Origin of the sequence: Streptoalloteichus hindustanus, from assembly GCF_900129375.1 — a bacterium.
In the GTDB taxonomy this organism is placed as follows: Bacteria; Actinomycetota; Actinomycetes; order Mycobacteriales; family Pseudonocardiaceae; genus Streptoalloteichus; species Streptoalloteichus hindustanus.
Genome location: NZ_FQVN01000003.1, coordinates 73,671 through 98,203 on the forward strand (window position 1 = coordinate 73,671; position 24,533 = coordinate 98,203).

A 24,533-nucleotide genomic window follows, 5' to 3' on the forward strand; every position below is an offset into this window, starting at 1 on the left:
CAGACAAGGTGGCGCGCACAGGCCGGGCCGAACGGGACGGCGCACCGTTTCCGGTGCGATCAGGTCCGCAAAGACCGGGAAACCTCCCGCTCCCGGCCCACCGTGCTGTTCACGGTGGTGGGAGATCATGCCGGGCTCGAAGGACGGTTTCCGGTCAGCCGCGCGACGAGCAGCGCCGACGGGACCATGAGCGCGACCAGGCAGGCGACCGTCGTCAGGGCGGTGGCCAGCGACGTGGCCTGGGCGACCGCGCCGACCAGGGGCGGACCGCCGAGGAAACCACCGTAGGACAACGTCGTCACGAAACCGATCTCCCGCGCGCCGCCCTGGCCGCTGGCGTGCCCGACCTGCCCCGCCAGGCCCAGTGCCACCGGGAAGACACCGGCCAGGCCCGTCCCGGCCATGGCGAACCCGAGGTAGGCGGCCGGCGGCCAGGGCAGCGTGACGGCGAGCAGGAGGCCCGCCGCCGCGAGCGAACCGCTGCCGGCCAGCAGGCGGGCGGGGCCGAGCCGGCGCTCGACGCGTTCGCCGAGCAGCCGGGTGACCACCATCGCCACCGAGAACACCGCGTAGGCGACCGCTCCGGCGGACTCGCTCGTTCCCCGTTCCCGCACCAGGAACAACGCCGCCCAGTCGGAGGAGGACCCCTCCCCGACCGCCGAGCACAACGTCACCAGGCCGAGCAACCACAGCACCGGCTGCCGGGCCGGGGCCGGGCCGGTGCGGGGCAGCCGTCGCCCGCCCGGCGCCGTCTCCGGCACCGACCGCGCCACCAGCGCCAGCAGGAGCAGCCCCACCACGGTCACGAGCGGGAAGTGCCGGTCCGGCGTCAGACCGGCCGCCGCGGCCAGCGCCGCCCCGCCCGAGCCCAGCAGCCCGCCCAGGCTGAACCCCGCGTGGAAGAACGGCATCAGCGGGCGGTCCAGCTCCCGCACGGCGGCCACCGCGGCCACGTTCATGGCGACGTCGAGGGAGCCGGCGGACACGCCGAGCACGAACCACACGGCGCCCAACTGGCCGGGAGTGGCGGCGAACCCGAGCAGGGGCAACAACACCAGGTAGCTGACGGCGGCCGCGGCCACCACCCGCCGCGCGCCCAGCCGCGCCGTCACCCGGCCCGCCACCGGAGCGCCGACGACGAGGCCGATCATCATGCACAGCAGCGCGAGCCCGAGCGTGCCGGGGTCCGCGTGGGCGCGTTCGGCCAGTGCGGGCACCCGGCCCGCCCACGAGCCGTGGACGAGCCCGTTCGCGAGGAAGACCACGGTCACGGCGGTTCGCAGCGACACCATCGAGCACCTCCCGCCCCCGAAGCGGGGTCGGCGCCCCAGCATGCCCGACGTCGCGGTCCCGTCGGGTCCCCCAGAGGGGTCGCGGGGCGGTCCTGGTCACACCCGTTTGCCGGAAACCAGATCTGTCGCCGATCCGTACCATCCGGACAGCGCGGCGAGATGATCGCCGTGAGTTTGGGGGTTTTCGACAATGCCAGACGAGAGACCGGCACCCGACAGGGGATCGTCGGGCCGAGGGTGGAAACGCGCTGTCCTGGTCACGGGGGGAATCCTGACCGTGGGCATCGTGGTCGCCGGAATCACGGTGTTATGGCCATCCGACAAACGGAGGCCGGCCGAGGGCAGACCCGCCCCGACCACCGGCTCGTCCGAGCACGCGCCGACGAAGGTCGCGCAGCACTTCCTGACCGCGTTCGCCAACGGCGACGTGCCCACCGCCGCGTCGCTCACCGACGCGGAGACGACCGCGCAGGCGGCGCTGAAGGACGTCCGCGAGGCGTTGCGCCCGACCGCGGTCTCCGCCACGGCGCGCTCGGTTTCCGTCCAGGACGCCAAAGCCAGCGCCAGCTTCACCGTGAAGTGGCAGTTCGGCGGCGATCGCGCCTGGAGCTACGACGGCGCCATGGAACTCGTCCGCACCGACCGGTGGCGGGTCCACTGGTCGCCGTCGGTGGTGCACCCGACGCTCACCGCGAACCAGCGGCTCGGGCTGGGCGTGGACCAGCCCCGGCCGGCGTTGGTCGACCAGGCCGGCACCCCGCTGCTCACCTGGGACATCGGCGTCAGCGTTCTGCTCGACCGCGGGCAGGCCGGCAACCTCGACGACGTGGCCGGCCGGCTCGCCACCGCCCTCTCGCGGTACGACGCCACGGTGACCAAGAAGTCCATTGTGGATGGTTCGGCCGGGCTGCACCCCGGCACGCAGTACAAGGTGACCACCCTCAGCGACCAGGACTACCAGGAGGTCAAACCGCAGATCTACACCCTGCCCGGCGTCTCCTTCCCCACCCAGACCTCCTTGCGCGGCACCGATCCCGAGCTTCGGTCCTTCGTGATGGGCAGCCTGCACAAGGACCTCGCGACGCGGAAGCCGGGCAAACCGGGGTGGCGCGTGGTCGCCGTCGACACCACCACCAACAGCCAGACCGTGTTGCACGAGCAGCCGGGCGAGGAGACCCCCGGACCGGTCACCACGACGCTGCGCCCCGACCTCCAGAAGGCGGCGCAGAACGCCCTGCGCGGACAGGAGAAAGCCGCCGCGCTGGTCGCGGTCAAACCGTCCACCGGCGAAATCCTGGCCGTCGCGCAGAACGCGGCCGCCGACAAGCTCGGCGACGTCGCCCTCCTGCACCGGATGCCGCCCGGCTCGACGTTCAAGGTGGTCAGCGCCTCGGCGGTGCTCCAACACGGACTCGCGGCGGCGGACAGCCCGCTGCCGTGCCCGGGAGTCACGCACGTGGGCGGACAGCGGCTCCCCAACGAGAACCAGTTCGACCTGGGCACCGTGCCGCTGCGCACCGCGTTCGCCGCGTCCTGCAACACCACCTTCGCCGAGCTGGCGGTCAAGCTTCCCGCCAGGGCCCTGCCCGCCGCGGCGGCGCAGCTCGGCCTGCTCGCCGACTACGACGTCGCGGGAATCCGCACGGCCGCGGGTTCGGTTCCCGAGGCGGGCGAGAACAACCAGCGCGTGGAGGACGCCATCGGCCAGGGCAGGGTCGAGGCCACCCCGTTCGGCATGGCCGTCGCGACCGCCACGGTGGCCTCGGGGCGCTCCGTGACTCCGATCCTGCTGCGCGGCCAGGAAACCAGGGTGTCCGGCCCGCTGGCGCCACCGCCCCCGGGCGTCGTCGCCGCGCTGCGCGGCATGATGCGCGAGGTCGTGACGTCGGGCACCGCCAGGGAACTCGCGCGGTTCACCGGGCTGCACGGCAAGACGGGCACGGCGGAGCACGGCGCCGCCGGCCAGGCGCACGGCTGGTTCGTGGGCTTCCGGGGCGACCTGGCGTTCGCCGTGCTGGTGGTGGACGGCGGATCGTCCAAACCCGCCTTGCAGGTCACGGCGAACTTCCTCGACGCGGTGGGCTGACTCCTCCGAGAACCCGGCCCGTCGTTCCTCCCACGACCCCGCCGCCGCCGAGTTGACCCTGACCTCGGGTCAGGCCTCACACTCGCCGCATGGCTTTCTCGACCAGCTCGGTCACGTCGAGCGGGACAGGCATGGCACCGGTCGGCAACACCGCACCGACCGCGACCGACACCTTCGGGCCGGGCATCCGGGGGTGTCGGTCACGCGCTGTGCGAGATCGCCGCGAGCCGCGAGCAGGACGTCGGTTGAGGGGATGACGCGGATGACGACCCGTGGTGTCACGATCGGCCAGGCCGCGGCCTTCGCCGGAGTCACCATCAAGACCGTGCGGCACTACCACCAACACGGACTGCTCGACGAACCGCACCGCGACAGCTCCGGCTACCGCCGATACGGATCAGCCGACCTGCTGCGGCTGATCCAGGTCCGGACCCTGGCCGCCGCCGGCGTACCACTGGCCGAGATCGGCTCGCTGCTCGACGCCGACACCGAGCGGTTCGCCGCCGCGCTCACCGACGTCGAACAACGCCTCACCGACCGGATCGCCGACCTGATCGCCCGCCGCGACACACTGCGACAGCTCGCCGACGGCGACCGGCTCCTGCTGCCCGACCGCGCCCTGGCCGTCCTGGACCGGCTCACCGAACTCGGCTTCGACCCCGAGTACGTGGCCAGCAAACGAGAGGCCCTGGTGCTGGCCCGGGCCCTGGCGCCGGAGTTCCTCGACCTCTTCCTGACCCAGCTCGAACACCGGCTCGACGACCCCGAGTTCGTCGACCTGACCAAGCGCGCCTGGGACGCGCGGTCCTGGGACCCGCACGACCCGCGAATCGACGAGCTGGCCTCCGCACTGGCCGACAACCTGCTGGCCCACCACGAGCACCTGGCGGTACCGGCGGGCCTGCGGTCCCAGTCCGACGACGTCATCCGGTACGGATTGATCAACCACCACCGCGAGGACCAGGCGCCGACCTGGACACGGCTCAACGCGCTCGTCGAAGCCGAACTGCGTTCCGCGGGCGTACCCATCCCGTACCAATGACGGCGGTCCGACACCCCGGCCGGACGAGCGACGTCAAACCCAGTGCCAACCCAGCGGCCGACCTTCCGCCGCACTTGAGCAAATGACCCTGCGGTGCCCAAGTGCGGCGGAAATGCCCATCCTCACGGGGAACCGGTGCGGTCAGCGGATCAGCGCGGGTCCCAGGGGTTGGCCCGTTGGTCGTCGATGGCCACCCACGTGCGGGAGACGTTGCCCGAGGCCCACCAGCCCCACCCGCCACCACCGTCGTGGTGCTCGCCCATCCGCCACCCGGCGCCGAAGTGCAGCGCGCAGTAGGAGTCGGCGGCGGCGCGGGAGGTCAGCGAGGCACCGGCGATCGCCGGCGCGAGCCGGACCTCGCCCCCGGCCCACCCGTTGTAGTAGTCGAACGGGTTGAGCCCGCCCGGGTTCGCCCTGCCGTCCTGGCGGAGGCAGAGCACGGGAAGCCGGGCGCCGACCGGGGTGTCGCCCACGTAGCCCTCGCTGCGCTGGTCGGCGTGCACGTTGACCAGGTCGCGGTTCGTCTCCTGCCGGGCCACCACCCAGGTGTACGCCTTGCCGGTGGTGGTGTCCCACGGGTTCGACCGCTGGTTGTGCACGGAGGACCAGAACCGGTTGATGTTGCCGGCGGCCCACCAGCTCCAGCCGCCACCACCGTCGTGGAACTCGGCCATCCGGTAGCCGGCGCCGAACTGCCGCGCGCACAGGGCGTCGGCCGAGCCGCGCGAGGTCAGCGACCACCCGGAGACCGGGCGCGTGATCTGCACGGTGCCGCCGCTCCACCCGGCGTGGAAGTCGGGGGTGATCCCGGGCGGGACCGGCAGGTTCTGCTTCTCCAGGCACAGCACGGGAAGTTCGGTGTCGCACGGGGTGTCGCCCCGGTACGGGTCGCTGTGCTGGTCGTGGCCGACGTGGACGAGGTCGCCGGTCCAGCGCTGCTCACGGATCGTCCAGGTCATGCCGACGCAGGGGCCGGGACGCCGGGCGGACGGACCGGACGCCACCGCCCCCGACGGCGTCACCACCGCGAACGCGGCGATCCATGCCAGCATCACGACGACCGCGGTGAACGGTCTTCGGGTCACGGGTGCTCCTTCGACGCTTGCGGGCACGAAGGCACGGCGGGACGACGGGAGGGGCGAACCCGCGACCTCGGCCCGGAAACCCCGCCGGCGCCGCCGTGTCCGGTCGATCGGGTCCGTCGCGTCGTCGTGCCACTGACCGAACCACGGTAGCGAGCGCGCCGAGCGCCGAAACCGCTGTTCAGCAGCCGACCGAGCAGCCGTGCCCGCCTCCGGCGAAGAGCAGCGCGCCGGCTACTCGTCGTCGAGGGCGAAGTGGCCGAGGAGCTCGATCGCGATCGCGTGCTGGCTCACCTCGGTGAGCAGTTGCCGCGTCTCCGCGTCGATGGCCAGCGACGAGGTCGCGAAGCGCTCCGCGGCCAGGCTCAGGTCCCCGCCGGCCTGGATGAGCAGGAGGTAGTCGCCGTCTCCGGTTCGTTCGAGGAACATGCTCTCCCGCACGACTCCCTTGACCCGCAGCGACTCCGTCGCCTCGTCCCGCCGTCCGGCCCACCCGCGGAGGAACCCGCGCACCCGCTCGGCGGTTCCGGCCCGCAACCTGATGCGCACACACCGCACCTGCATGAGACTCCCCTCTCACCGGCGTGCCCAGCCTGCCGCATCCGGCGCGACACGCCACGTCCGACGCGTGCGTCGCGGCCGACCTCGTCGACGGCCCCCCGCTCATCTGTTGATTTCACAGTTCGTTCGTCGCCTTGTGGCCACCGGCGGGCAACGGCGATGTTGATCGGTGCTCACCCGACCGTTCCCCCTGCACGGAAAGGGAAGGCACTCATGTCCCGTGTGCTCTCCACGCGGCTGCTGCGCGTCGCCACGACGGTGGCGGGCATCGCCGCCCTGACGCTCGCCGCGCCGGCCGGCGCCAGCCCGACCACCACCGCGGCGCCCGACATCCCGGTCGCCAACGTCAAGGCCCACCTGCAACAACTCCAGACGATCGCGACGAACAACGGTGGCAACCGCGCCCACGGCAGACCCGGCTACAAGGCGTCGGTGGACTACGTCAAGTCGAAGCTCGACGCCGCCGGCTACCGCACGACGGTGCAGCAGTTCACCACCAGCGGCCGGGTCGGCTACAACCTGCTCGCCGACTGGCCGGGCGGCGACGAGGACTCGGTGCTGATGGTGGGCGCCCACCTCGACAGCGTCTCCGCCGGACCCGGCATCAACGACAACGGCTCGGGGTCGGCCGCGATCCTGGAGACCGCGCTGGCCGTGGCGCGCGAGAAGTTCCAACCCCGGCAACACCTGCGGTTCGCCTGGTGGGGCGCGGAGGAGCTCGGGCTGCGCGGCTCGCGGTACTACGTGAACAACCTGTCGAGGTCCGAGCAGTCGAAGATCAAGGGGTACCTGAACTTCGACATGGTGGGCTCGCCCAACCCCGGCTACTTCCTCTACGACGGCGACGACTCGGACGGGGAGGGCGCCGGCCCCGGCCCGGAGGGCTCGGCGGAGATCGAGAAGGTGCTTGAGGACTACTTCGAGTCGATCGGCGTGCCCACCGAGGGCACCGACTTCGACGGCCGGTCGGACTACGGGCCGTTCATCGCGGTCGGCATTCCCGCCGGCGGCACGTTCACCGGGGCCGAGCAGCGCAAGACCCGGGCGCAGGCCCAGAAGTGGGGCGGGCAGGCGAACGTCGCCTTCGACCGCTGCTACCACGCGCGCTGCGACACGGTGAACAACATCAATGACAAGGCGTTGGACCACAACAGCGATGCGATCGCCCACGCGGTGTGGACGCTCTCGTCCAACCCGCGGCTGCTGAAGCGGTGAGCGACGAGCCCGGGAGGCGCCGAAACACGAACCACACGTAGTTCTCCCAGGATGGAGGGTTGTGGCGGGGACGCGGTCCCCCGCCACAACTCTCCGTCGCGCGCGCACAAGTAGGCCGATCAGCCCTACCTGACCATCGTCCGCCCCAGTCATCCTCGACGTGCCGCCGCTGTACCAGTCGAGGAGAGACGATGGGCGTCCGAGGCGGCACAGTCGGGACGAGTGGCGACCGGGGGCGGCCGGATTCCGCTCCCCCGCCCGAGCGGCGGGCGGCCGCGGACGCCGGCCCCCTCGCCCCACCGGCGGCGGAGATCCCCGCCCGGCCGCGCACCCTGGCCGAGGTGCGGGACCGCGAGCTGGCGCGGGCGCTGCGTGACGGGTCGTTCCCGCACGCGCTGCGCGCGGCGATCAGGAACCGGGGCCTCGCCCTGGAGCGCATCCAACACCGGTTGCGGCAACACGGGGTCCAGGTCAGCCTCACGACGCTGAGCTACTGGCAACGGGGGCGCAGCCGACCGGAGCGCGCGGAGTCGTTGCGCGCCATCCACGTGCTGGAGGGCGTGCTCGGCCTCCCGCCGGACTCGCTGATCAGCCTGCTCGGACCGCGCCGGCCACGCGGGCGCTGGGTGGCGGCGGGGGCGATGGACGACGCGCGGCTGTGGGACGCCCAGTTGGCCGGGGTGATGGCCGCGGTCGACCCGGAGTGCCACCGGCGCGTCCACTCGATCAGCCTGCGGGACCACTACTTCCTCGGCGAGAACGGCGCCGAGCGGCGGCTCGTGGTCAGCCACGTGCTCCGCGCCAGGACGGACCGGGTCGACCGCTGGCTGGCCATCTACCGCGCGGACGAGCCCACCCGCGCGCTGCCCGTGGACATCCAGGTGCGCTACGGCCGCCTGGGCCGGGTCCACACGTTCCCCGAGTCCGGGTACTGCGTGCTGGAGCTCATCCTGGACCGGGTGCTGGACGAGGGGGAGACCGCGATCGTCGAGTACGAGCTGCGGTTCGCCGAGAACGGGGCGCCCACCTGGTGCTACGACAGGAGGTTGCGCGGCAACGTGCACCAGTACGTGCTCCAGGTGCACTTCGACCCGCGGGCGCTGCCGGTGCGCTGCGACCAGTTCCAGCAACGCGACGCCAGCGCGCCCCGGCACCTCGTCCGTCCACTGTGGATCGGAAGCTCGCACAGCGCGCACATGGTGCTCACCGGCTGCGCGCCCGGCGTGCACGGCATGTGCTGGGAGTGGACGTGAAACAACACGGCGACGCCCGTACGGCGGTCCGGTGTGGACAGTCGCCGTACGGGCGTCCTCCCGGTCAGCCGCAGGCGGGAGCGACCGGCTCGTTCGTGCCGGTGTCGACGAACGCGTCGGAGATCCAGTTGCCCGTGGTCAACCTGTCCCACACGTCGTTCTTGTTGCCCCACGGGCCGGTCAGCTCGTCACCGCGAGCGGTGCACGCGATCCGGACGACGTCACCGTCGCGAACCGTGCCGACCACGTCGTAGGACACTCCCGGGCCACTGCGCAGGTTCACCGTGCCACCCTTGTTGCGCACGGTCGCGCTCGGCGTGTTGTCGTCGTTGTCCGCGCCGTAGTTGACGATCCCGCCGCCGGGCAGGTTGATGCGCCGGCCGTTGCGCTCGGCGTAGCCGGAGTAGGGGCGGGACCCCTCGTAGAAGGTCCAGCCGCCGATCGTCCTGCCGTTCACCGCGACCGCCCGGTTGCCCTTCCAGAGCGTGAAGTGCACGTGGGCGCCGCTCGACCTGCCGCCGCACGGCAGCTCGTTCCCGGTCTGGCCGAGGAACTCGCCCGCGGCCACCTGCGCGCCGTCGCGCTTGTCGGTCTGGTTGCGGGTGTGGTAGTAGCCGGTCGTCCATCCGTTGTCGTGCACCAACTTGATGAGGTGCCACCGCGCGTTGGTGCAGAAGCGGTACAGCTTGCCGGCCCTCGCGGCCAGCACTCGGCTGTCGCCGCCGCTGAAGTCGATGGAGTTGTAGGGCCGCGAGCTGCCGGAGTCGCCGTGGACACCGGCCGAACCCCACGACTGCCCGCGCTTCCACGGCAGGGCCATGCCGAGGCCGGCCTCCTCGGCGGCGGGCGCGGCCGTGCTGGCCAGCGCCTCCCGCTCGTCGTCCGGCACGACCTCGGCCGGCGCCGAGCGGACCAGCGCGGCGAAGCCCGTCCCGCCCTCCAGCTCGACCCGCCACCGGCCGTCGACCCGGTGGCCCACGAACAACGCGGAGACCGGCGAACCGTGCGCCGTGCCCGGCATCCGCACCACGCTGCCGCCGAACACCCAGTTCCGGTCCCGGGACGCGCGCTTGCCCTCGACCAGGACGTCGCCGGCGGCCGGCCGGAACCCGGGCGCGTCGTAGGTGGCCGCGATCTGCTCGCCCTGGTCGGCGAGCAGCCGGCCGCTCACCGCCGAGGCGAGGGCGGGCTCGACCGCGACACCCCGGACCGGCTCGGCCATCGCCGGCGCGGCGCCGGCGAGCACGCCGGTGGTGGCGCCGAGCAGCGCCGCCGCGGCCAGGCCGGCCATCGCCGCGCCACGGCGCCCGCCCTGACGTCCGCCCGAACATCTCCCCGAACGCGGGATCAACTTTCCTGCCATGACTCACTCCAACAGGGGTGCAGGGGGTGACCGGGTGTCAGCCCGGCTGGCGGCGACGCTAGATCGAGTGATGAGACCTTCCCAAGGTCGGGGGAAAGAAAATCGACAGACAGTGAAGGGCGTCCGGACGACGGAGCACGCGCACCCCGCCCCGCCTGCGGCCACACGGCCCCCCGCACTGGCGGATCAGCCAACTCTGTTCACGTCCCGGTGTTGGAGCTTTCCACGAATCGTTTCCGCGACACGGAAGAAATATTCCGCAATAAGAACCACGGTGGTTCACTGCCGAGACCGGGCGGGCGGTGGCCCCGGCCCCGCCCCACCGCCCGGAGCCGGACCCAGCGGCGCGCGGGCGTCGCGACAGCCACGGGAGGTCGGCGTGGGACGAGCCACGACCACCGGAGCGGCTCAGCGGCCCCCGGTCCACCCGGTCGACGAAGTGCTTCCGCTCGGGCGAACCCTCACCCTGGGCCTGCAACACATCCTGTCGATGTACGCGGGCGTGGTCGCCCCCCCGCTGATCGTCGGGGCCGCCGCCGGGTTGCGCGGACCCGACCTGGCCTACCTCGTCAGCGCCGCGCTGGTCATGGCCGGCGTCGCCACCCTCGTGCAGACCCTGGGCGTGTGGCGGTTCGGCATCCGGATGCCCTTCGTCAACGGGCCGACCTTCGCCGCGGTGACGCCGATGGTGCTCATCGCGCACGGCGGGGGCGGGCTCCCGGCGGTGTTCGGGGCCGCGCTGGTGTCGTCCCTGCTGGGACTGGCCGTCGCCGGCCGGTTCAGCCGGCTGGTGCGGTTCTTCCCGCCCCTGGTCACCGGCACGGTGATCACCCTGATCGGCCTGTCGATCCTCAAGGTGGGCGTGCAGTGGAGCGCGGGCGGCGTGGGCGCGCCCGACTTCGGCTCCCCCCGCAACCTCGCGGTCGCGCTGGGCGTGCTGGCGTTCATCGTTCTGCTGCAACGGTTCGCGCGCGGCTTCGCCGGGCGGGTCGCGGTGTTGCTCGGCCTGCTCCTGGGCACCGCCGTCGCGGCTCCGCTCGGGATGACCGACCTCTCCGGCGTCGCGCGCGTCGACCTGGTCGGGATCACCACGCCGTTCCACTTCGGCGTGCCCCGCTTCGAACTCGCCGCCATCGTCTCGATGCTCGTCGTGCAACTGGTCATCCTCGCCGAGTGCACCGCGGACGCCCTGGCCGTCGGGGAGGTCGTCGGCCGGCCCGTGGGACCGGCGGAACTGGCCATGGCACTGCGCGCGGACACCGCCGCTTCGGCGCTTTCCAGTGTTCTCAACGCCTTTCCGTGCAGCGCCTTCGCTCAGAACATCGGTCTCGTCCAGCTCACCGGGGTGCGCAGCCGGTTCGTCGTGGCGGCGGGCGGGGGCGTTCTCGTGCTGCTGGGGCTGCTGCCCCCACTGGGCGCGCTGGTCGCCGCGGTTCCCGCACCGGTCCTCGGCGGGGCGGGGATCGCGTTGTTCGGGACCGTGGCGGCCAGCGGCGTCCGAACCCTCGGCCGCTCGGGTTTCCGGGGCCCGCACGACCTCGTGGTGGTCGGGGTGTCCCTGGGGCTCGGGATGATTCCCCTGGCGGTGCCCACCTTCTGGGAGCACCTGCCGGCCGCGGCGCGGACCGTGCTGGACTCCGGCATCTCGGTGGGGACCGTCGCGGCCATCGCGCTGAACCTCCTCTTCAACGGCCGACCGGGCGCCGGTTCTGCTTCCGCGCCACCACTTCCCGTCCCACGACCACCTTCGGAGGGAAGTGCCGCCGGAGCCGTGGACCGTCGGACCGTGCTCACCGGGTGCGCCGTCGCCACGCTCGACGACGCGGACGCCGAGTACGAGCGCGGGCACGTCGTCGTCGAGGGCGGCCGGATCGTGGCCGTGGGGCCGGGCGAGATCGAGCCCCGGCCCGGTGATCACCGGGTGGACGCTCGGGGTTGCCTTGCCACGCCAGGGTTTGTGCACCTCTCCCGCGATCTCCGGACCTCGGTCGCCCCCGGCCTGTCCCCGGACCGTCTCGCGACCCTGGACGACGAGTTCCGCATCGCGGTCGCTCGCGCGACGGCGGCTCGTCTGACGCTGACCGGCCACACCTGTTGTTCCCGTCCCGACGATGACGGTGTTTTCGCAGCAGCGGCACCGGAAATCGGAATCCGACTCTGTGAAACGCACAGCGCCATCGAGGCGCGCCCCACATCTCCCGTCACCGGTGACACGGCGCGGGCACGGCTTCGCGCGGCAACCCGGGACGCGGCCAGGCAGATCAGGAACGGCGACCAGCTCGGTTCGCTGGAACCCGGCAAGCTCGCCGACATCGCGGTCTGGCGGCTGGACGACCTGGCGCACGTCGAGTTCGACGACCCGGTCACGGCGCTGGTGGCCGCACCGCCGGCACGGGTGTGGCTGTCGCTGGTGGGCGGCCGGGTCGTGGTGCGGGACGGGCGGCTGGTCACGGCCGACGAGCAGGAGGTCGCGGACGCCGCCGCCCGGGCCGCGCGCGCCCTGCGGCAGCACACCGGGATCAGCGACTCCGTGACGTGAGCCACACTCAGGTGTTGATCTCCGTCCGGGGGATCACCCCTCCGGTGACGGGTCGCCCCCAACCCGTCGGGCCGCGCCGCCGGCGAGAAGAACCCCCGGACCGCCGGCGGCGCTCCGGCCCGTCCGCTCCCACCTGTCATCAGGACGCCCTGGTTACTCTCCGCACACAATCGGTAACATGCCGCGTTGTTGCGGTACTCCCGTGGTGCCGCGCCGGAGGTAGGGGGTTGAGGCGATGTCGGCCGACAGCGGCGTCCCCAAGCTGGTCGTGGCACCGGAGAACGTCGAAGGCGTGATCAGAGGGCTGGAGGAGGTCCTGGATCGATTGGATGAGATCAACGAGCACGCCCAGGCGTTGACCGCCATCGAGGCTCCGGGTTCCGGTGACCCGCACACCGCCTTCGCGATCCGGGAGATCAGCCGGCTGGCCTCCGACGAGGACGGCTGCCACGGCCAGGCCAACAGGGCGTACCGGCAGGCGATCCAGAACGTGATCGAGAACCTTCGGGCTTCCCTGGCCGCCTATCGGCAGGCTGAGCAGGCCAACACGATGCGGACGTGAGGGAAGAACTGTGCGTCGTCTCATCCTTGTTCTGACGGCCTGCGCCACAGCGCTGACCACGGTCTCGTGCGGCGGCAGCACCGCCGGCACACCACGCCCCACCAGTAACACCTCGGCCTCGGCGTCACGTCTTTCCCCGCCCCTGGCCCAGCCTCCGCTGGACACCTCCCGCTTCGAGGCCGATCCGTGCCAGGCACTGCGCCCCGAACAACTCACGCAGTTCGGCAAACACTCCCCACCGAAGGCACAGGAACCGGTCGCCGGACCGAACTGCGCGTGGGCAGGCGCGGACCCCACGGTCGACACAAGAGTCACGATCACCATCAACACCAGGTCAGGCGGGCTGGAAGGCATCTACCAGCGCCAGGACAAGTTCGGGCACTTCCAGCCCACCACCGTCGCCGGCTACCCCGCCGTCCAGGCCATCGACCACCGGGACGCGCCCAAACAGGGCGACTGCGTCACGCAGGTCGGGGTCGCCGAGGAACGCCTCGTCACCGCCTCGGTCAGGATCAGCGACCGCAAGCACCCGGACTACAGCTCGGCCTGCGAGGTCAGCGACCGGGCCGCGGCCCTGGTGGTCGAGAACCTGAAGGGGGCGAAATAGGCGGGGACGGCCGCGAAGGGGCGACCGGCACGACGTACCCTGCACGGGAGGGGGCTCGCCGACCGCGAGGAAGGCCGAGCATGACCACGGTCGAAGCGTCCGTCGTCGTCCCACTCGACCTGGACCGCACGTGGGACCTGTTCCACGGCGACGAGATGCGCCGCTACGTCGCCCTGTCGAACATCACGGTGGCCGTCGAGAACTACCAGCTCCGCCCGGACGGCACACCGCGCTACACGCTGGTCCGCAAGATCGGCCCCGTGCTGCTGCGGCAGACCGCCGACCACACCGTGTACGAACCGCCCCACCACGCCGAGCACCAGGTGCTGGACAGCCCGCTCGGCGGGACGTACGTCGTCGACCACGAGGCGACCGCCGGCGGCACGCGCGTGCGCCACCGGTGGGAGATCAGGTCGAGCAACCCGACCGTGGCCCAGATCCTGCCCGCCGCCGCTCCGCTGCTCGGTCGCGTGCTGCACGAGGACCTCAAGCTCGTGGCCCGCCGGGCGGTCAGCGGCGGGCCCGCGGGCTACCAGCCGCCGGCGTGGTGGGAACGCACCCTGATGACCCCGCTGGCCCGCCTGCTCGTCGGCCGGCTGGGCCGCGACTTCGACGACACCCAACTCCTGTGCGTCCCCGGCCGCCGCACCGGCCGGCTGCGGTCCACCCCGCTGAAAGTGGTGCGACTGGGCGAGGACCGCTACGTCGTGTCCCGGCGCGGCGAGTCGGACTGGGTGCGCAACCTCCGCGCGGAGCCGGAGGCGGAACTGCGCGTGGGCAGCCGCATCGAGCACGTGCACGCCGTGGAAGTGCCGCCGCCGCAAGCGGTTCCCGTGCTCCGCGAGTACGTGCGCGGGGCCGTGCTGGCCAGCACGCCGGCGTTGCTCGGCGTCGCCTCGCCGGACGCGCCGGACGCCGACTTCCTGCGCAGCGCGGGGGAACACCCGGTCTTCCGGCTCGACCCCCGCCGCTGAACGCGCGGAGTTCCGCCTACTTCACCGCCTACTTCACCAGGTCCTGCGGCACCGGCTGGTCGTTGCGCAGCAACTCGAAGAGCCGGCCCGCCCTGGTCTTGTCCCAGTGCACCACCGATCCCGCGTTGGGCGCGTTGCCGGTGCTGCCGATCGGGACCGTGGTCGTCACCGGGGAGCCGCTGAGCGCCCACCCCATCGCGGCGAGGTGGTGCAGGTGGTCGCCGTCGTTGAGCGACACCGCGCCGGGAACGCTGGTGACCAGCGGAACGACACGGAACGGGTTGACCAGCGTGCCGAAGCTGGTCGCCTTGGCCACCAACGCCGACAGGAACTCGCGCTGCCGCTGCACCCGGTCGAGGTCGGCCCGGGCGCTGGCGCGGGTGCGGACGTAGCCGAGCGCCTGCGCGCCGTCGAGCTCCTGGCAGCCGGCCGGGAGATCGATGCCCGCCAGCGGGTCCTTCATCGGCTCCTTGAGGCACATCTCCACGCCGCCCACGGCGTCGACGACGTCCCGGAAGCCCCCGAAGCCGATCTCGGCGTAATGGTCCATCCGCAGTCCGGTGGCCTCCTCCACGGTGCGCACCAGCAACTGCGGGCCGCCCCAGGCGAAGGCGGCGTTGAGCTTGTTCCGCCCGTTGCCCTGGATCGGCACGTAGGAGTCCCGGGGGAGGCTGACGAGCGTCGCCGGGCCACTGCCGTCGGGCAAGTGCACCAACATGATCGTGTCGGTGCGCTGGCCGGCGGCCCCGCCGGTGCTCAGCGCCTCGCGGTCCTCCTCGGACAGGCCCTCCCGGCTGTCCGAGCCGACCAGCAGCCAGTTGGTGCCGGCGCCCTTGGCCGGTCGGTTCGGGTAGTCGGGCAGCGCCGAGACCCGGCGCAACGAGCTGTCGAGGTAGATCCAGCCGCCCACGACCAGCAGGAGCAGCACGACGAACAACACGCCGATGACGCGTCCCACGCGTCGCTTCGGCTTGCGATACCCCTGGAAGCTGCCGGCAGCCATCTCCACCGTTCCGTGTTTTCCGTGTGCCCGACCAACTCGTGACTGGCCGACACCCCGCGAGGCGGAACGCGGCACCACGACCACCATACGCAGTCGGGTGATGTGAGCCGTGCGACATCCACCCCGACGTCACCGCCGGGCAGTGAACCGCCCTCGGTCGAGGACGACGTCGCCGGCGCCGTTCGCGGTGCGGAACAACACGTTTCCGTCGCCGGCGTCCCACAACGAGACGACCAGTTCCTCACCCGGCCAGACCGGGCGCGTGAACCTGCCGAACATCCCGGCGACCCCGTCGGGGTCCCCGCCACAGACCGCGTTCACGAGCAGCCGGCAGGTGATCCCGTAGGTGCACAGGCCGTGCAGGATCGGGCGGTCGAAGCCGCCCCGCGCGGCGAAGGCCGGGTCGGAGTGCAACGGGTTGCGGTCGCCGGTGAGCCGGTACAGCAACGCCTGGTTCACCGCCGTGCGGAAGCGCAGCACCTCGTCGGGTTCTCCGCGCGGCACGGACCACCCGGCGCTCGCGCCGCGCGGCCCGCCGAAGCCGCCTTCGCCCCTGATGAACACCGACGACCGGGTGGTCAACAGTGGACCGTCCACATCGGACCCTTCGGTCTCGACGACGACCAGCGCGCCCTTCCCCTTGTCGAACACGTCGACGACCTTGCGGCGCAACGTCATCCGCCCGGCGACGGGCAGCGGCCGCCGCAGGACGAGCGACTGCTCCGCGTGCACGAGCAGCGCCCGGTCGAAGTCACCGAGCCGGATCTCCTGCGGGCCGCCGAACTGGGCGAGGACGATGCCCAGGGTCGGCAGGGCGCGCTGCTCGACCCCCGTCGTGTTCTCCGTGCTGAGCGCCAGTTCGGCGACCGGGTCGTCCTGGCCGGCGCCGACGGCCACCGCGTACCGCAACGCGTCGTCGGCGGTCCAGCTCTGCTCCCATGGGCCCTCGGTCCGGCCGACCAGGTTCGGGTCCAGCGCCACGTCGTCTCCCCCTCAGCCGAGCACGCCGCCGACGGAAACGTGCCCCTTCAACAGGTTCCTGGCGATCGTGCGCCGCTGGATCTCGTCGGTGCCCTCGTAGATCCGCAACAACCGCAGTTCCCGGTACCACCGCTCGACCGGGAGCTCCTTGGTGTACCCCATGCCGCCGTGGATCTGGAGCACGCGGTCGACGATCTCGTTGGCCTTCACCCCGCCGTAGAGCTTGGCGACCGACTGCGCGTGCCGGGAGTCGATGCCGGCGTCGACCTGCCAGGCGGCGTGCAGCACGAGCCACCGCATCGCCTCGATCTCCACCCCGGACTCCGCGATCATCCACTGGATGGCCTGGCGCTCGGCGAGCGGTTCGCCGAAGGTGTGGCGGACGCGCGCGTGCTCCATGGCCATCTCCAGCAACCGCTCGCAGGCGCCCAGCGCCCGCGCGGGCAACAGGTAGCGGCCGCGCCCGATCCACCGCATGGCCAACGCGAAGCCCTGCCCCACCTCGCCGAGGACGTTGGCCGAGGGGACCCGCACGCCGTCGAACACCAGCGAGGCCGGGCCCCACTCGCCCATCGTCGCGATCGGCTCGGAGGTCCAGCCCGACTCGCGGTCCACCAGGAAGCAGGTGACGCCGCCGTCGGCGCCCCGCTCGCGGTCGGTCACGGCGAACACCATGGCGAAGTCGGCCTCGTGGCCGTGGGTGATGAAGGTCTTCTCACCGTCGATGACCCAGTCGTCGCCGTCGCGCCGCGCGGTCGTCCGGATCGCCTTGGCGTCCGACCCCGCGCCGGGCTCGGTGAGCGCGAAGCAGGACACCCGCTCACCGGCGATCGTCGGCAGCAGGTAGCGCCGCTTCTGCTCCTCGTCGCCGGAGTAGAGGATGTTGTCGGCCGATCCGCCGAACGAGAACGGCACGAAGGTGCGGCCCAGCTCCACCTCGACCAGCGCGGTGAGCACAGCCCCCAGCCCCATGCCGCCGTACTCCCGCGGCGTCTGCACACCCCAGAACCCCGCCGCCCGCGCGATTTCCCGCAACTGGCGCAGTTCCTCCGGCGGCAGTCCCGGCTCACCGCGCCGTTCCCGTCGCAGCACCTCCGGTTCCAACGGGAGCAGCTCGCGGCGCACGAAGGTGCGCACCCAGTCGCGGACGTCGCGTTCGGTGTCGGTCAGCCCGAAGTCCACAGTGGACCCTCCTGTTCGCGGGAACCGGCCTGCGGCGAGGCGGAGGAAGGCCAGGCCGCGTCCCGCCGACGGCGAACCCGGTGCGGCATGGCGACCTCGCTAAACTAACGACGTTAGTTTTGTTGCCGCACCCTAGGCCCGGGACACCGACGGGGACAAGGCCCGAACGCGCGATCACCACCCCGGCCGCTCCGGGCCCTCCTCGGTCGTCCCCCGAGCACCCGAGGACGCGATGCCCCGACCGAGCACGCCCCGGCTCTCACCGGACCTCATCCGCGCCGCCGCGCTCCGGATCATCGACGCGGAGGGGCTGGCCGCGCTGTCCATGCGCCGGCTCGCCGAGGCGCTCGGGGTGCGCGCGGCGTCGCTGTACAACCACGTCCGCACCAAGGAGGCGCTGCTCGACGACGTGGCCAACGCGATCGTCGCCGGCGTGGAGCCGCCCGACCCCGACACCGACGACTGGCGGGCGGCGGTGCTCGGCTGGGCCCGCTCCTACCGGGCGGCCCTGGCCGCGCACCCGCACATCGTCCCGTTCCTGGCCGGGGAACCGCTGGAGCGCGAGGCGTCCCTGCGGCTGGCCGACGCGGTCCACGGCGTGCTGGTCGGGGCGGGCTGGCCGCCGCGCCAGGCGACGATGATCGGCGCGGCCGTGCGTTACCTTGTGCTCGGTGCGGCGCTGGGGTCGTTCGCCGGCGGGTTCGTCGACGACGCCGACGTCTACGCGGAGCGGTTCCCGAACCTCGGCCAGGCGCACCGGCTGCGGGCCCACGCCGACGAGATCGACAGGGACAGCTTCGAGCTCGCCCTGGGGGCGCTGGTCGACGGCCTCGCGGCGCGACACCCCACCCGGGGGGCGTGAGACGAGGGGGCGGCGTGCGTTGGCCTGGCGGCGGGCTGGAGTCCGCGGTGATGGAGCAGCTCTGGGCTGCCGAAGAGACCCGCGCCGAGGAGTCCCACACCGGGGAGCCCCACGTCGGGCTCACCGTGCGCCAGGTGCGCGACCTGCTCGCGCCGAGCCGTCCCCTGGCCTACACCACGGTCCTCACCGTCCTCGACAACCTCTACAAGAAGGGGCTGGCGCGTCGCGCGCTGGTCGGCCGCGCGTACACCTACCGCGCCGTGGCCAGCCGCGAGGAGCACGCCGCCGAGCTGATGGCGCAGGCGCTGTCGGCCAGCGCGGACCGGTCCCTCGCCTTCCTGCGGTTCGTGGACCGGATGTCGGCGGAGGACATCGCGGCGCTGCGGAGCGCGTTGGACCGGGCGACGCGCCACCTGGACGAGGAGTCGTCATGAGCTGGCTGGCGGTGGGCGCGCTGGGCGGCACGACCACGCTCGCCCTCGCGGCCACGCCCGCGCTGTCCCGACTCCGGGTGCTGCGGGCCGTTCCGGGGGTCGGGTTGGTGGCGTGGCTGGGCACGTCGGCCGCGGTGGTCGGCGCCTCGCTCTTCGCCGGCCCGCTCACGCTCCTGCCCGGCCACGGCCCCGAGGGCGTGCGGGCCTGGGCGTCCTGCCTCCTGCACTGCCAGCACCCGATGCCCCACCACCACCTGGCGGTCGCGCTGCCGGTGCTGGTGTCCCTGACGGTCGCGGTGCGGCTGGTCGTCGTGACCGCGAGCCTCGCCCGGCGCAGGTCCGAGGCGGTGCGGCGGCACCGGGCGGCGACGGACCTCCTCGGCCGGCTCGACGAGCGGTCCGGCGCGCTCGTGGTGGACCACCCGACGCCGGTGGGCTACTGCCTCCCCGGCCGCCCCCGGCGGATCGTGCTCAGCAGCGCGGCCGTGGCGACGCTGGACGAACCCCAGCTCGCCGCCGTCGTGGCCCACGAACGGGCGCACCTGGACGGGCGCCACCACCTCCTCGTGGCCGTGGCCGCCGTGCTGGCCGGCGCCCTGCCCGGGCTGCCGCTCCTGCGGACGACCCGCGACCAGGTGGAGTTGCTGGTGGAACGCGCGGCCGACGAGAGCGCGGGCCGCCGGCACGGACGCCGCGTGCTGGCCGGCGCGTTGCTGCGGATGGCCGCCGGGCTCGTGCCCGACGCGTCGCCGGGCACGGCGCCCGACACAGCGCTCAGCGCCACCGGGGCGAACCTGGCGACCAGGATGGACTACCTGCTGACGCCGCCGCCCCGGCCGGTGGCGATGGCGTCCGGGGTGGCGGCCCTGGTTGCCGGCCCGGTCGCCGCGGCGCTCGTGGCCGGCGCGGGTCTGGTCGTCACGATGGCCCTGGTCTGCCAGGTGTTGTCGCTGCTCTGAGCCGCTGTCCGTTCTGGGCTGCTCCGCCCGCGTTCCGGGGCGCTCCGCCGCTCTGACCAGCGCGCCGCTCCCGGTATGTCGGGCGGGCGCTCTCGGCTCCACCACCCGACGACCGGTGCGAGTGGCAGGCGGCTCGGTCTGGGGGTCGCCGAGCCGCCCGCCACCGCGGGTCGTCCGCGCCGGGCGAGAGGGGGGAAACCGCCGATCGGTCACGCGGACGGGCCTACTATGCAGCCTAGTAGTTGAACTTGCAACCCCATCGGACGATTCAGTCATCACGGACCGCAACGCCAGCGCGGGGCTGCCCTCGACTCGCGGCACCCTCGTTCCACCTGGCCAGGCCCCTTCCGAACGCCAACCCCACCCCGGGTCGGCCTCGGGTCGGCCAATCACCCCGACAGGTTCTCTAAGCTCGGGTCGGGAGGACGTGGGGAGGAACCAGCTCGTGCAACCGCTGTCTGCGGACGATCCGGATCGCGTCGGAGGCTATGCGCTGCTCGGCCGACTGGGCCGCGGCGCGATGGGCGCGGTCTACCTGGCCCGGTCGCGCGGCGGCCGGCCGGTCGCGGTGAAGGTGGTCAAGGCCGAGCTGGCCGAGGACCCGACCTTCCGGGAGCGGTTCCGCCGCGAGGTCGCCAGCGCCAGGGCCGTTGGCGGGTTCTGGACCGCGGCCGTCGTGGACGCCGACACCGAGGCGCCCCGGCCGTGGTTCGCCAGCGAGTACGTCGCCGGCCCCACCCTGCACGAGGCCGTGACCCGGCACGGGCCGCTGCCCGAGCACGCGGTGCGCCTGCTCGGCGCGGGCCTGGCCGAGGCGTTGGCCGCCATCCACGGCGCCAACCTGGTGCACCGGGACCTCAAGCCGGGCAACGTGCTGCTGGGCGCGGACGGCCCGCGCGTGATCGACTTCGGCATCTCCCGCGCGCTGGAGCGCGCCGGCCTGACCATGACCGGGATGTTCTTCGGCACGCCCGGCTTCTTCTCCCCGGAGCAGACCACGGGCGAGGAGATCGGCCCGCCCAGCGACGTGTTCTCGCTCGGCGCGGTCCTCGTGTTCGCGGCCACCGGGGTCGGGCCCTTCGGCGACGGCCACACCACCGCGATGCTCTACCGGGTGGTGCACGCCGAGGCGGACCTCAGCCGGCTCAGCCCCGGCCTGCGGGCCCTGATCGGCCCGTGCCTGGCCAAGAACCCGGCCGCCCGGCCCTCCGCCGAGCAGCTCCTGGCCGCGATCGGCGACCACGGGGGCTCGACCCGCGAGGCGACCAGCTGGCTCCCCGCGGCCGTCACCACCCTCATCGACGAGCGCACCGCACTGGTCGCGGCCCCGCCGCCGCGACGCCCCACCCTGGTCGTCCCAGCGCCCGGGGTCCCAGCGCCCGGGGTCCCAGCGCCCGGGGTGCCAGCGCCCACCCGGGTCGGGCCGCCGGTCGGCCAGCCCACCCTGGTGGCGACCGCGGAGGCGCCGGTGGCCGCCCCGCCGCCCGCGCGGCTCCCCCCGCCGCCGTCGCCCAAGCCCCCGACGCAGGTCATGACCGCTCCGGAGGAGCCGCCCGCCGAGGCGGGCCCCCCGCTTCCGGTGGCAGCCGTGCAGGCGGTCTCCCGGGCGGTGGAGAAGGTGCGGGCCGGCAACGCCGCGCGCCAGCGCGCCAGGGCCGCGACGCAGGCGGCCGCCCAGCGGCTCGAACAGGCGATGGCCGGGGGCGTCCGCTTCGCCGCGGCCAAGGCCGGCTCGGTGTTCTTCGGCGTGCTCGGCCTGACCCTGGCCGCGGGCCTGGTGTACATGATCAACCTCCGGGGCACGCCGTCGAACCTGGGCGTGGTGCTCACCGCCGCGCTGGCCTGCGCGTACTTCGCCGGCAGCGGCGTGCTCTCCCTGGTCCGGGCGGCGCTGCCGTCGGTCGAGCTGGTGGTCAGCCCGGTCGGCGTGACCCTGTGCCAGGGCCGGCGGCGCCGGCACCTGGACTGGCACCACATCACCAGGATCGGCGTCGTCGGCCGGGGTCGGCGGCAGTACCTCGTCGCCTGGCTCGCCGCCGGCGTCGACGTCCCGAACGCGCTGGTCGGCCACCGGTTCCGGCCCCACCAGGGCGGCATCCGGCTGTTCCCGCTGGGCGGGGGCAACCGGCCGCGGCGCGAGGTCCGCCAGCACGCCAGGGACGTCCGGGCCGCGCTGGCCCACTACGCCCGGGGGTGCTACGACCCGCAGCTCTGATCGTTCGCCCTGCCGCGCGGGCGCCGGTGCGGTACACAGGCGGGGTGGACCCCGTGCGGGCGCTCCGCCTGATCGCGTACCACCTGGAGCGGACCGGCGCGGCGACCTACCGGGTGCAGGCCTTCCGGCGGGCCGCGGCGGTCGCCGAGCGGGCCGGCGTCGACGAGCTGCGGCACCGGGCGGAGACCGGCGCGCTCACCGGGCTGACCGGCGTCGGCCGCACCACGGCCGAGGTGATCGCGCAGGCGCTGGCCGGGCGGGAGCCGGACTACCTGGTCGAGCTGACCGGACGGGACGCGCCGGAGCTGACCGGGGGCCACCGGCTCCGGGCGGCGCTGCGCGGGGACTGCCACACCCACTCGGACTGGTCCGACGGCGGCAGCCCGATCGAGGAGATGGCGGAGACCGCGGCGGAGCTGGGCCACGAGTGGATCGCGCTCACCGACCACTCGCCGCGGCTGACGATCGCCAACGGCCTGTCGGCGGACCGGCTGCGCGCCCAGCTCGACGTGCTCGCCGAGCTCAACCGGCGGATCGCGCCGTTCCGGGTGCTCAGCGGGATCGAGGTGGACATCCTCGCCGACGGCCGGCTCGACCAGGACGAGCGGCTGCTCGGCGAACTGGACGTGGTGGTGGCCAGCGTGCACTCGGTCCTGCGGATGCCGGAGCGGGAGATGACCGAGCGGATGGTCACCGCGGTCAGCAACCCGCACGTGGACGTGCTGGGGCACTGCACGGGACGGATCGTCACCGGGCGGGGCCGCCCCGAGTCGGCGTTCGACGCCAAGGAGGTGTTCCAGGCCTGCGCCGACCACGGAGTGGCGGTGGAGATCAACTCACGGCCGGAGCGGCTGGACCCGCCCCGGCGGCTGTTGCGCGTGGCGGTGGAGCTGGGCTGCCTGTTCTCGATCGACAGCGACGCGCACGCGCCCGGCCAGCTCTCCTGGCTCGGCTTCGGCTGCCAGCGGGCCGAGGAGTGCGGCGTGCCGGCGGACCGGGTGGTCAACACCCGACCCGCCGACGAGCTGCTGGCCTGGGTCAGCGCGTCCGGTCCCCGCTGAGGTGGCGGGCGAGCTGGTCCTCGGCCCACCCCGCCCAGTCCTCGTCCGGGGAGAGCACCTCGACCGGGCAGCCGAAGATCCGCTGGCCCTCCTCGGCGTGCGCCCGGCGCTGGGCGGGCAGCTCGACGTCCACGACGTAGCCGATGCCCGCGCACCGCTCGGTGAGCTCGTCCCGCAGGGCCGTCAGGCGCTCCGCCTCGCGTCCGACCTCGTGCGGGACCCGGGGCGGGAACGCCACCACGACGAAGTGCCCGTCGTCGCGGACCTGCCGCTCCAGGGCGTGGCGCATGACCTCGGTCCACGGCCTGGGGTCCTCGCCCCGGCGGTTGTCCACCCGGGCGATGCGCGCGGCACGCGTGTCCATGTGGTGTCCCTCCTCCCGACCCCGACCGGACCGAGCTTAGGGACGCCTTCCCCGACCACCCAGGGTGATCTTGCCCAACCACTCGATCGGCCGGGCAGCACTGCCCTTTCGGGTGGCTAGCGCGAGGTCGGAGCGGCCGAGCAGGCGCCGAGCATCTCGTGCAGCGCCGCCTTCTCCTCCTGGGTCACCCACAGCCCGTAACCGCTCTTGACCGTGATCCACCGGGTCGCGTACTCACACCAGTAGGTCCGCGCCGGCGGCTTCCACTGGGACGGGTCCTGGTCGCCCTTGCTCCGGTTGGTGTTCGCCGTCACCGCGAGGAGCTGCGGGGCCTTCAGGTCGTTGGCGAACTGGCTGCGCCGCTCGTCGGTCCAGTCGGCCGCGCCGGTGCGCCAGGCGTTGGCCAGCGGGACGACGTGGTCGATGTCCAGCTCCTCGGCCTTCTCCACGGTCTTGCCGTCGTACACGCTGACCCAGGTGCCGGCGGTGGCCCGGCACTCCTTGTCCGTCTGCACGCCCTTCCCGTCTCGCCGCAGCACCGTCTCCCGCGTGTCGCAGCCCTCGCCCTGGGAGATCCAGTGCTTGAACCGGTCGCGGGAGTAGCCCGTCATCGGGTGCCACGCGGCCACCTTGAGCTTCTCCAGCTGCGCGGCGGCCTCCCCCGAGCCGGGCACGGTCGCGGCCGGCGGAGCGCTGGAGGGCGCGGGCCCGGTGGGACCACCGAGCCGGTTCCAGCCCCACACCGACCCGGCCACCACCAGGGCCAGGAGCACCAGTCCGAGCAGCACCTGCCGCTGCTTCTCGCCCACGCACGCTCCCCTACTCGATGATCACTCCAACGGGCGATCATCGTCGAGCGCGCGGGGGTGGCGACAGAGCCGGACGGGCGGTGTCGG

Annotated in this window: 22 protein-coding genes; 13 read left to right on the forward strand and 9 right to left on the reverse strand. The window is 73.2% G+C overall.

What is annotated here, in order from left to right; all coding sequences use genetic code 11:
- Positions 1-125: 125 nt before the first annotated feature.
- A complete protein-coding gene (locus tag BUE43_RS09510) occupies positions 126-1,292 on the reverse strand; it encodes an MFS transporter (protein WP_073481180.1) in 1,167 nt (388 codons plus the stop codon).
- 277 nt (positions 1,293-1,569) lie between these two features.
- On the opposite strand from BUE43_RS09510, the gene BUE43_RS09515 reads away from it, so the two are divergent.
- Together BUE43_RS09515 and BUE43_RS09520 are read left to right on the forward strand one after the other, a co-directional pair.
- Positions 1,570-3,378, forward strand: coding sequence for a penicillin-binding transpeptidase domain-containing protein (locus BUE43_RS09515; RefSeq protein ID WP_073481183.1), 1,809 nt, complete (start codon positions 1,570-1,572; stop codon positions 3,376-3,378).
- 262 nt (positions 3,379-3,640) lie between these two features.
- Positions 3,641-4,420, forward strand: a complete 780-nt coding sequence (locus BUE43_RS09520; protein WP_200797447.1) for a MerR family transcriptional regulator — start codon at positions 3,641-3,643, stop codon at positions 4,418-4,420.
- A gap of 149 nt (positions 4,421-4,569) precedes the next feature.
- Here the strand turns inward: BUE43_RS09520 and BUE43_RS09525 are convergent, their stop codons facing one another.
- Together BUE43_RS09525 and BUE43_RS09530 are read right to left on the reverse strand one after the other, a co-directional pair.
- Positions 4,570-5,505: a hypothetical protein gene (locus BUE43_RS09525; RefSeq protein ID WP_073481187.1), complete on the reverse strand. Its 936-nt coding sequence runs from the start codon at positions 5,503-5,505 to the stop codon at positions 4,570-4,572.
- 231 nt (positions 5,506-5,736) lie between these two features.
- Positions 5,737-6,066 carry a DUF6176 family protein gene (locus BUE43_RS09530; RefSeq protein ID WP_073481189.1) on the reverse strand — a complete coding sequence of 110 codons (330 nt, stop codon included), beginning with the start codon at positions 6,064-6,066 and terminating at the stop codon, positions 5,737-5,739.
- Positions 6,067-6,276: 210 nt separating this feature from the next.
- Between BUE43_RS09530 and BUE43_RS09535 the strand changes: the two genes are divergently transcribed.
- Both BUE43_RS09535 and BUE43_RS09540 read left to right on the forward strand, forming a co-directional pair.
- Positions 6,277-7,278, forward strand: a complete 1,002-nt coding sequence (locus BUE43_RS09535; protein ID WP_083959527.1) for a M28 family metallopeptidase — start codon at positions 6,277-6,279, stop codon at positions 7,276-7,278.
- A gap of 191 nt (positions 7,279-7,469) precedes the next feature.
- On the forward strand, positions 7,470-8,531 hold the full coding sequence (locus BUE43_RS09540) for a hypothetical protein (RefSeq protein WP_083959528.1): 1,062 nt from the start codon (positions 7,470-7,472) through the stop codon (positions 8,529-8,531).
- A gap of 64 nt (positions 8,532-8,595) precedes the next feature.
- Here the strand turns inward: BUE43_RS09540 and BUE43_RS09545 are convergent, their stop codons facing one another.
- Positions 8,596-9,894, reverse strand: a complete 1,299-nt coding sequence (locus BUE43_RS09545) for a peptidoglycan DD-metalloendopeptidase family protein (protein ID WP_083959529.1) — start codon at positions 9,892-9,894, stop codon at positions 8,596-8,598.
- A gap of 379 nt (positions 9,895-10,273) precedes the next feature.
- Between BUE43_RS09545 and BUE43_RS35035 the strand changes: the two genes are divergently transcribed.
- From BUE43_RS35035 to BUE43_RS32645, 4 genes are all read left to right on the forward strand, one after another.
- On the forward strand, positions 10,274-12,433 hold the full coding sequence (locus tag BUE43_RS35035; protein ID WP_234995635.1) for a solute carrier family 23 protein: 2,160 nt from the start codon (positions 10,274-10,276) through the stop codon (positions 12,431-12,433).
- Positions 12,434-12,668: 235 nt separating this feature from the next.
- Positions 12,669-12,995, forward strand: coding sequence for a hypothetical protein (locus BUE43_RS09555; RefSeq protein ID WP_073481195.1), 327 nt, complete (start codon positions 12,669-12,671; stop codon positions 12,993-12,995).
- Positions 12,996-13,005: 10 nt separating this feature from the next.
- The gene (locus BUE43_RS09560; protein ID WP_073481197.1) at positions 13,006-13,602 is read left to right on the forward strand and encodes a DUF3558 domain-containing protein; all 597 of its coding nucleotides are present in this window, start codon (positions 13,006-13,008) and stop codon (positions 13,600-13,602) included.
- 80 nt (positions 13,603-13,682) lie between these two features.
- A complete protein-coding gene (locus BUE43_RS32645; protein ID WP_083959531.1) occupies positions 13,683-14,576 on the forward strand; it encodes a nitroreductase/quinone reductase family protein in 894 nt (297 codons plus the stop codon).
- A gap of 28 nt (positions 14,577-14,604) precedes the next feature.
- Here BUE43_RS32645 and BUE43_RS09570 read toward each other — a convergent pair whose 3' ends face one another.
- From BUE43_RS09570 to BUE43_RS09580, 3 genes are all read right to left on the reverse strand, one after another.
- Complete coding sequence (locus BUE43_RS09570; protein WP_073482495.1) at positions 14,605-15,579, reverse strand: LCP family protein; 975 nt, start codon at positions 15,577-15,579, stop codon at positions 14,605-14,607.
- A gap of 129 nt (positions 15,580-15,708) precedes the next feature.
- Entirely contained in the window at positions 15,709-16,560 is an 852-nt protein-coding gene (locus tag BUE43_RS09575; RefSeq protein ID WP_073481199.1) for a MaoC/PaaZ C-terminal domain-containing protein, read from the reverse strand.
- Positions 16,561-16,572: 12 nt separating this feature from the next.
- Positions 16,573-17,742 (reverse strand): acyl-CoA dehydrogenase family protein, encoded by a 1,170-nt coding sequence (locus BUE43_RS09580; protein ID WP_073481201.1) that lies wholly within the window; start codon positions 17,740-17,742, stop codon positions 16,573-16,575.
- 232 nt (positions 17,743-17,974) lie between these two features.
- Here BUE43_RS09580 and BUE43_RS09585 point away from each other — a divergent pair, with 232 nt between their 5' ends.
- From BUE43_RS09585 to BUE43_RS09605, 5 genes are all read left to right on the forward strand, one after another.
- Positions 17,975-18,604 (forward strand): TetR/AcrR family transcriptional regulator, encoded by a 630-nt coding sequence (locus tag BUE43_RS09585; RefSeq protein ID WP_073481203.1) that lies wholly within the window; start codon positions 17,975-17,977, stop codon positions 18,602-18,604.
- A 14-nt stretch (positions 18,605-18,618) separates the two neighbouring features.
- Positions 18,619-19,038, forward strand: a complete 420-nt coding sequence (locus tag BUE43_RS09590; protein ID WP_234995636.1) for a BlaI/MecI/CopY family transcriptional regulator — start codon at positions 18,619-18,621, stop codon at positions 19,036-19,038.
- The gene (locus BUE43_RS09595) at positions 19,035-19,997 is read left to right on the forward strand and encodes a M56 family metallopeptidase (protein ID WP_073481205.1); all 963 of its coding nucleotides are present in this window, start codon (positions 19,035-19,037) and stop codon (positions 19,995-19,997) included. The genes BUE43_RS09590 and BUE43_RS09595 overlap by 4 nt, the downstream gene beginning before the upstream one ends.
- A 445-nt stretch (positions 19,998-20,442) precedes the next feature.
- Positions 20,443-22,212, forward strand: a complete 1,770-nt coding sequence (locus BUE43_RS09600; protein ID WP_073481207.1) for a serine/threonine-protein kinase — start codon at positions 20,443-20,445, stop codon at positions 22,210-22,212.
- Positions 22,213-22,256: 44 nt separating this feature from the next.
- Positions 22,257-23,273 carry a PHP domain-containing protein gene (locus BUE43_RS09605; protein ID WP_073481210.1) on the forward strand — a complete coding sequence of 339 codons (1,017 nt, stop codon included), beginning with the start codon at positions 22,257-22,259 and terminating at the stop codon, positions 23,271-23,273.
- On the opposite strand, the gene BUE43_RS09610 is transcribed toward BUE43_RS09605, so the two are convergent.
- Entirely contained in the window at positions 23,251-23,637 is a 387-nt protein-coding gene (locus BUE43_RS09610; protein ID WP_073481212.1) for a hypothetical protein, read from the reverse strand. The two genes, BUE43_RS09605 and BUE43_RS09610, sit on opposite strands and share 23 nt — an antisense overlap.
- Before the next feature lie 116 nt (positions 23,638-23,753).
- Positions 23,754-24,446: an HNH endonuclease family protein gene (locus BUE43_RS09615; protein ID WP_073481214.1), complete on the reverse strand. Its 693-nt coding sequence runs from the start codon at positions 24,444-24,446 to the stop codon at positions 23,754-23,756.
- Positions 24,447-24,533 lie beyond the last annotated feature (87 nt).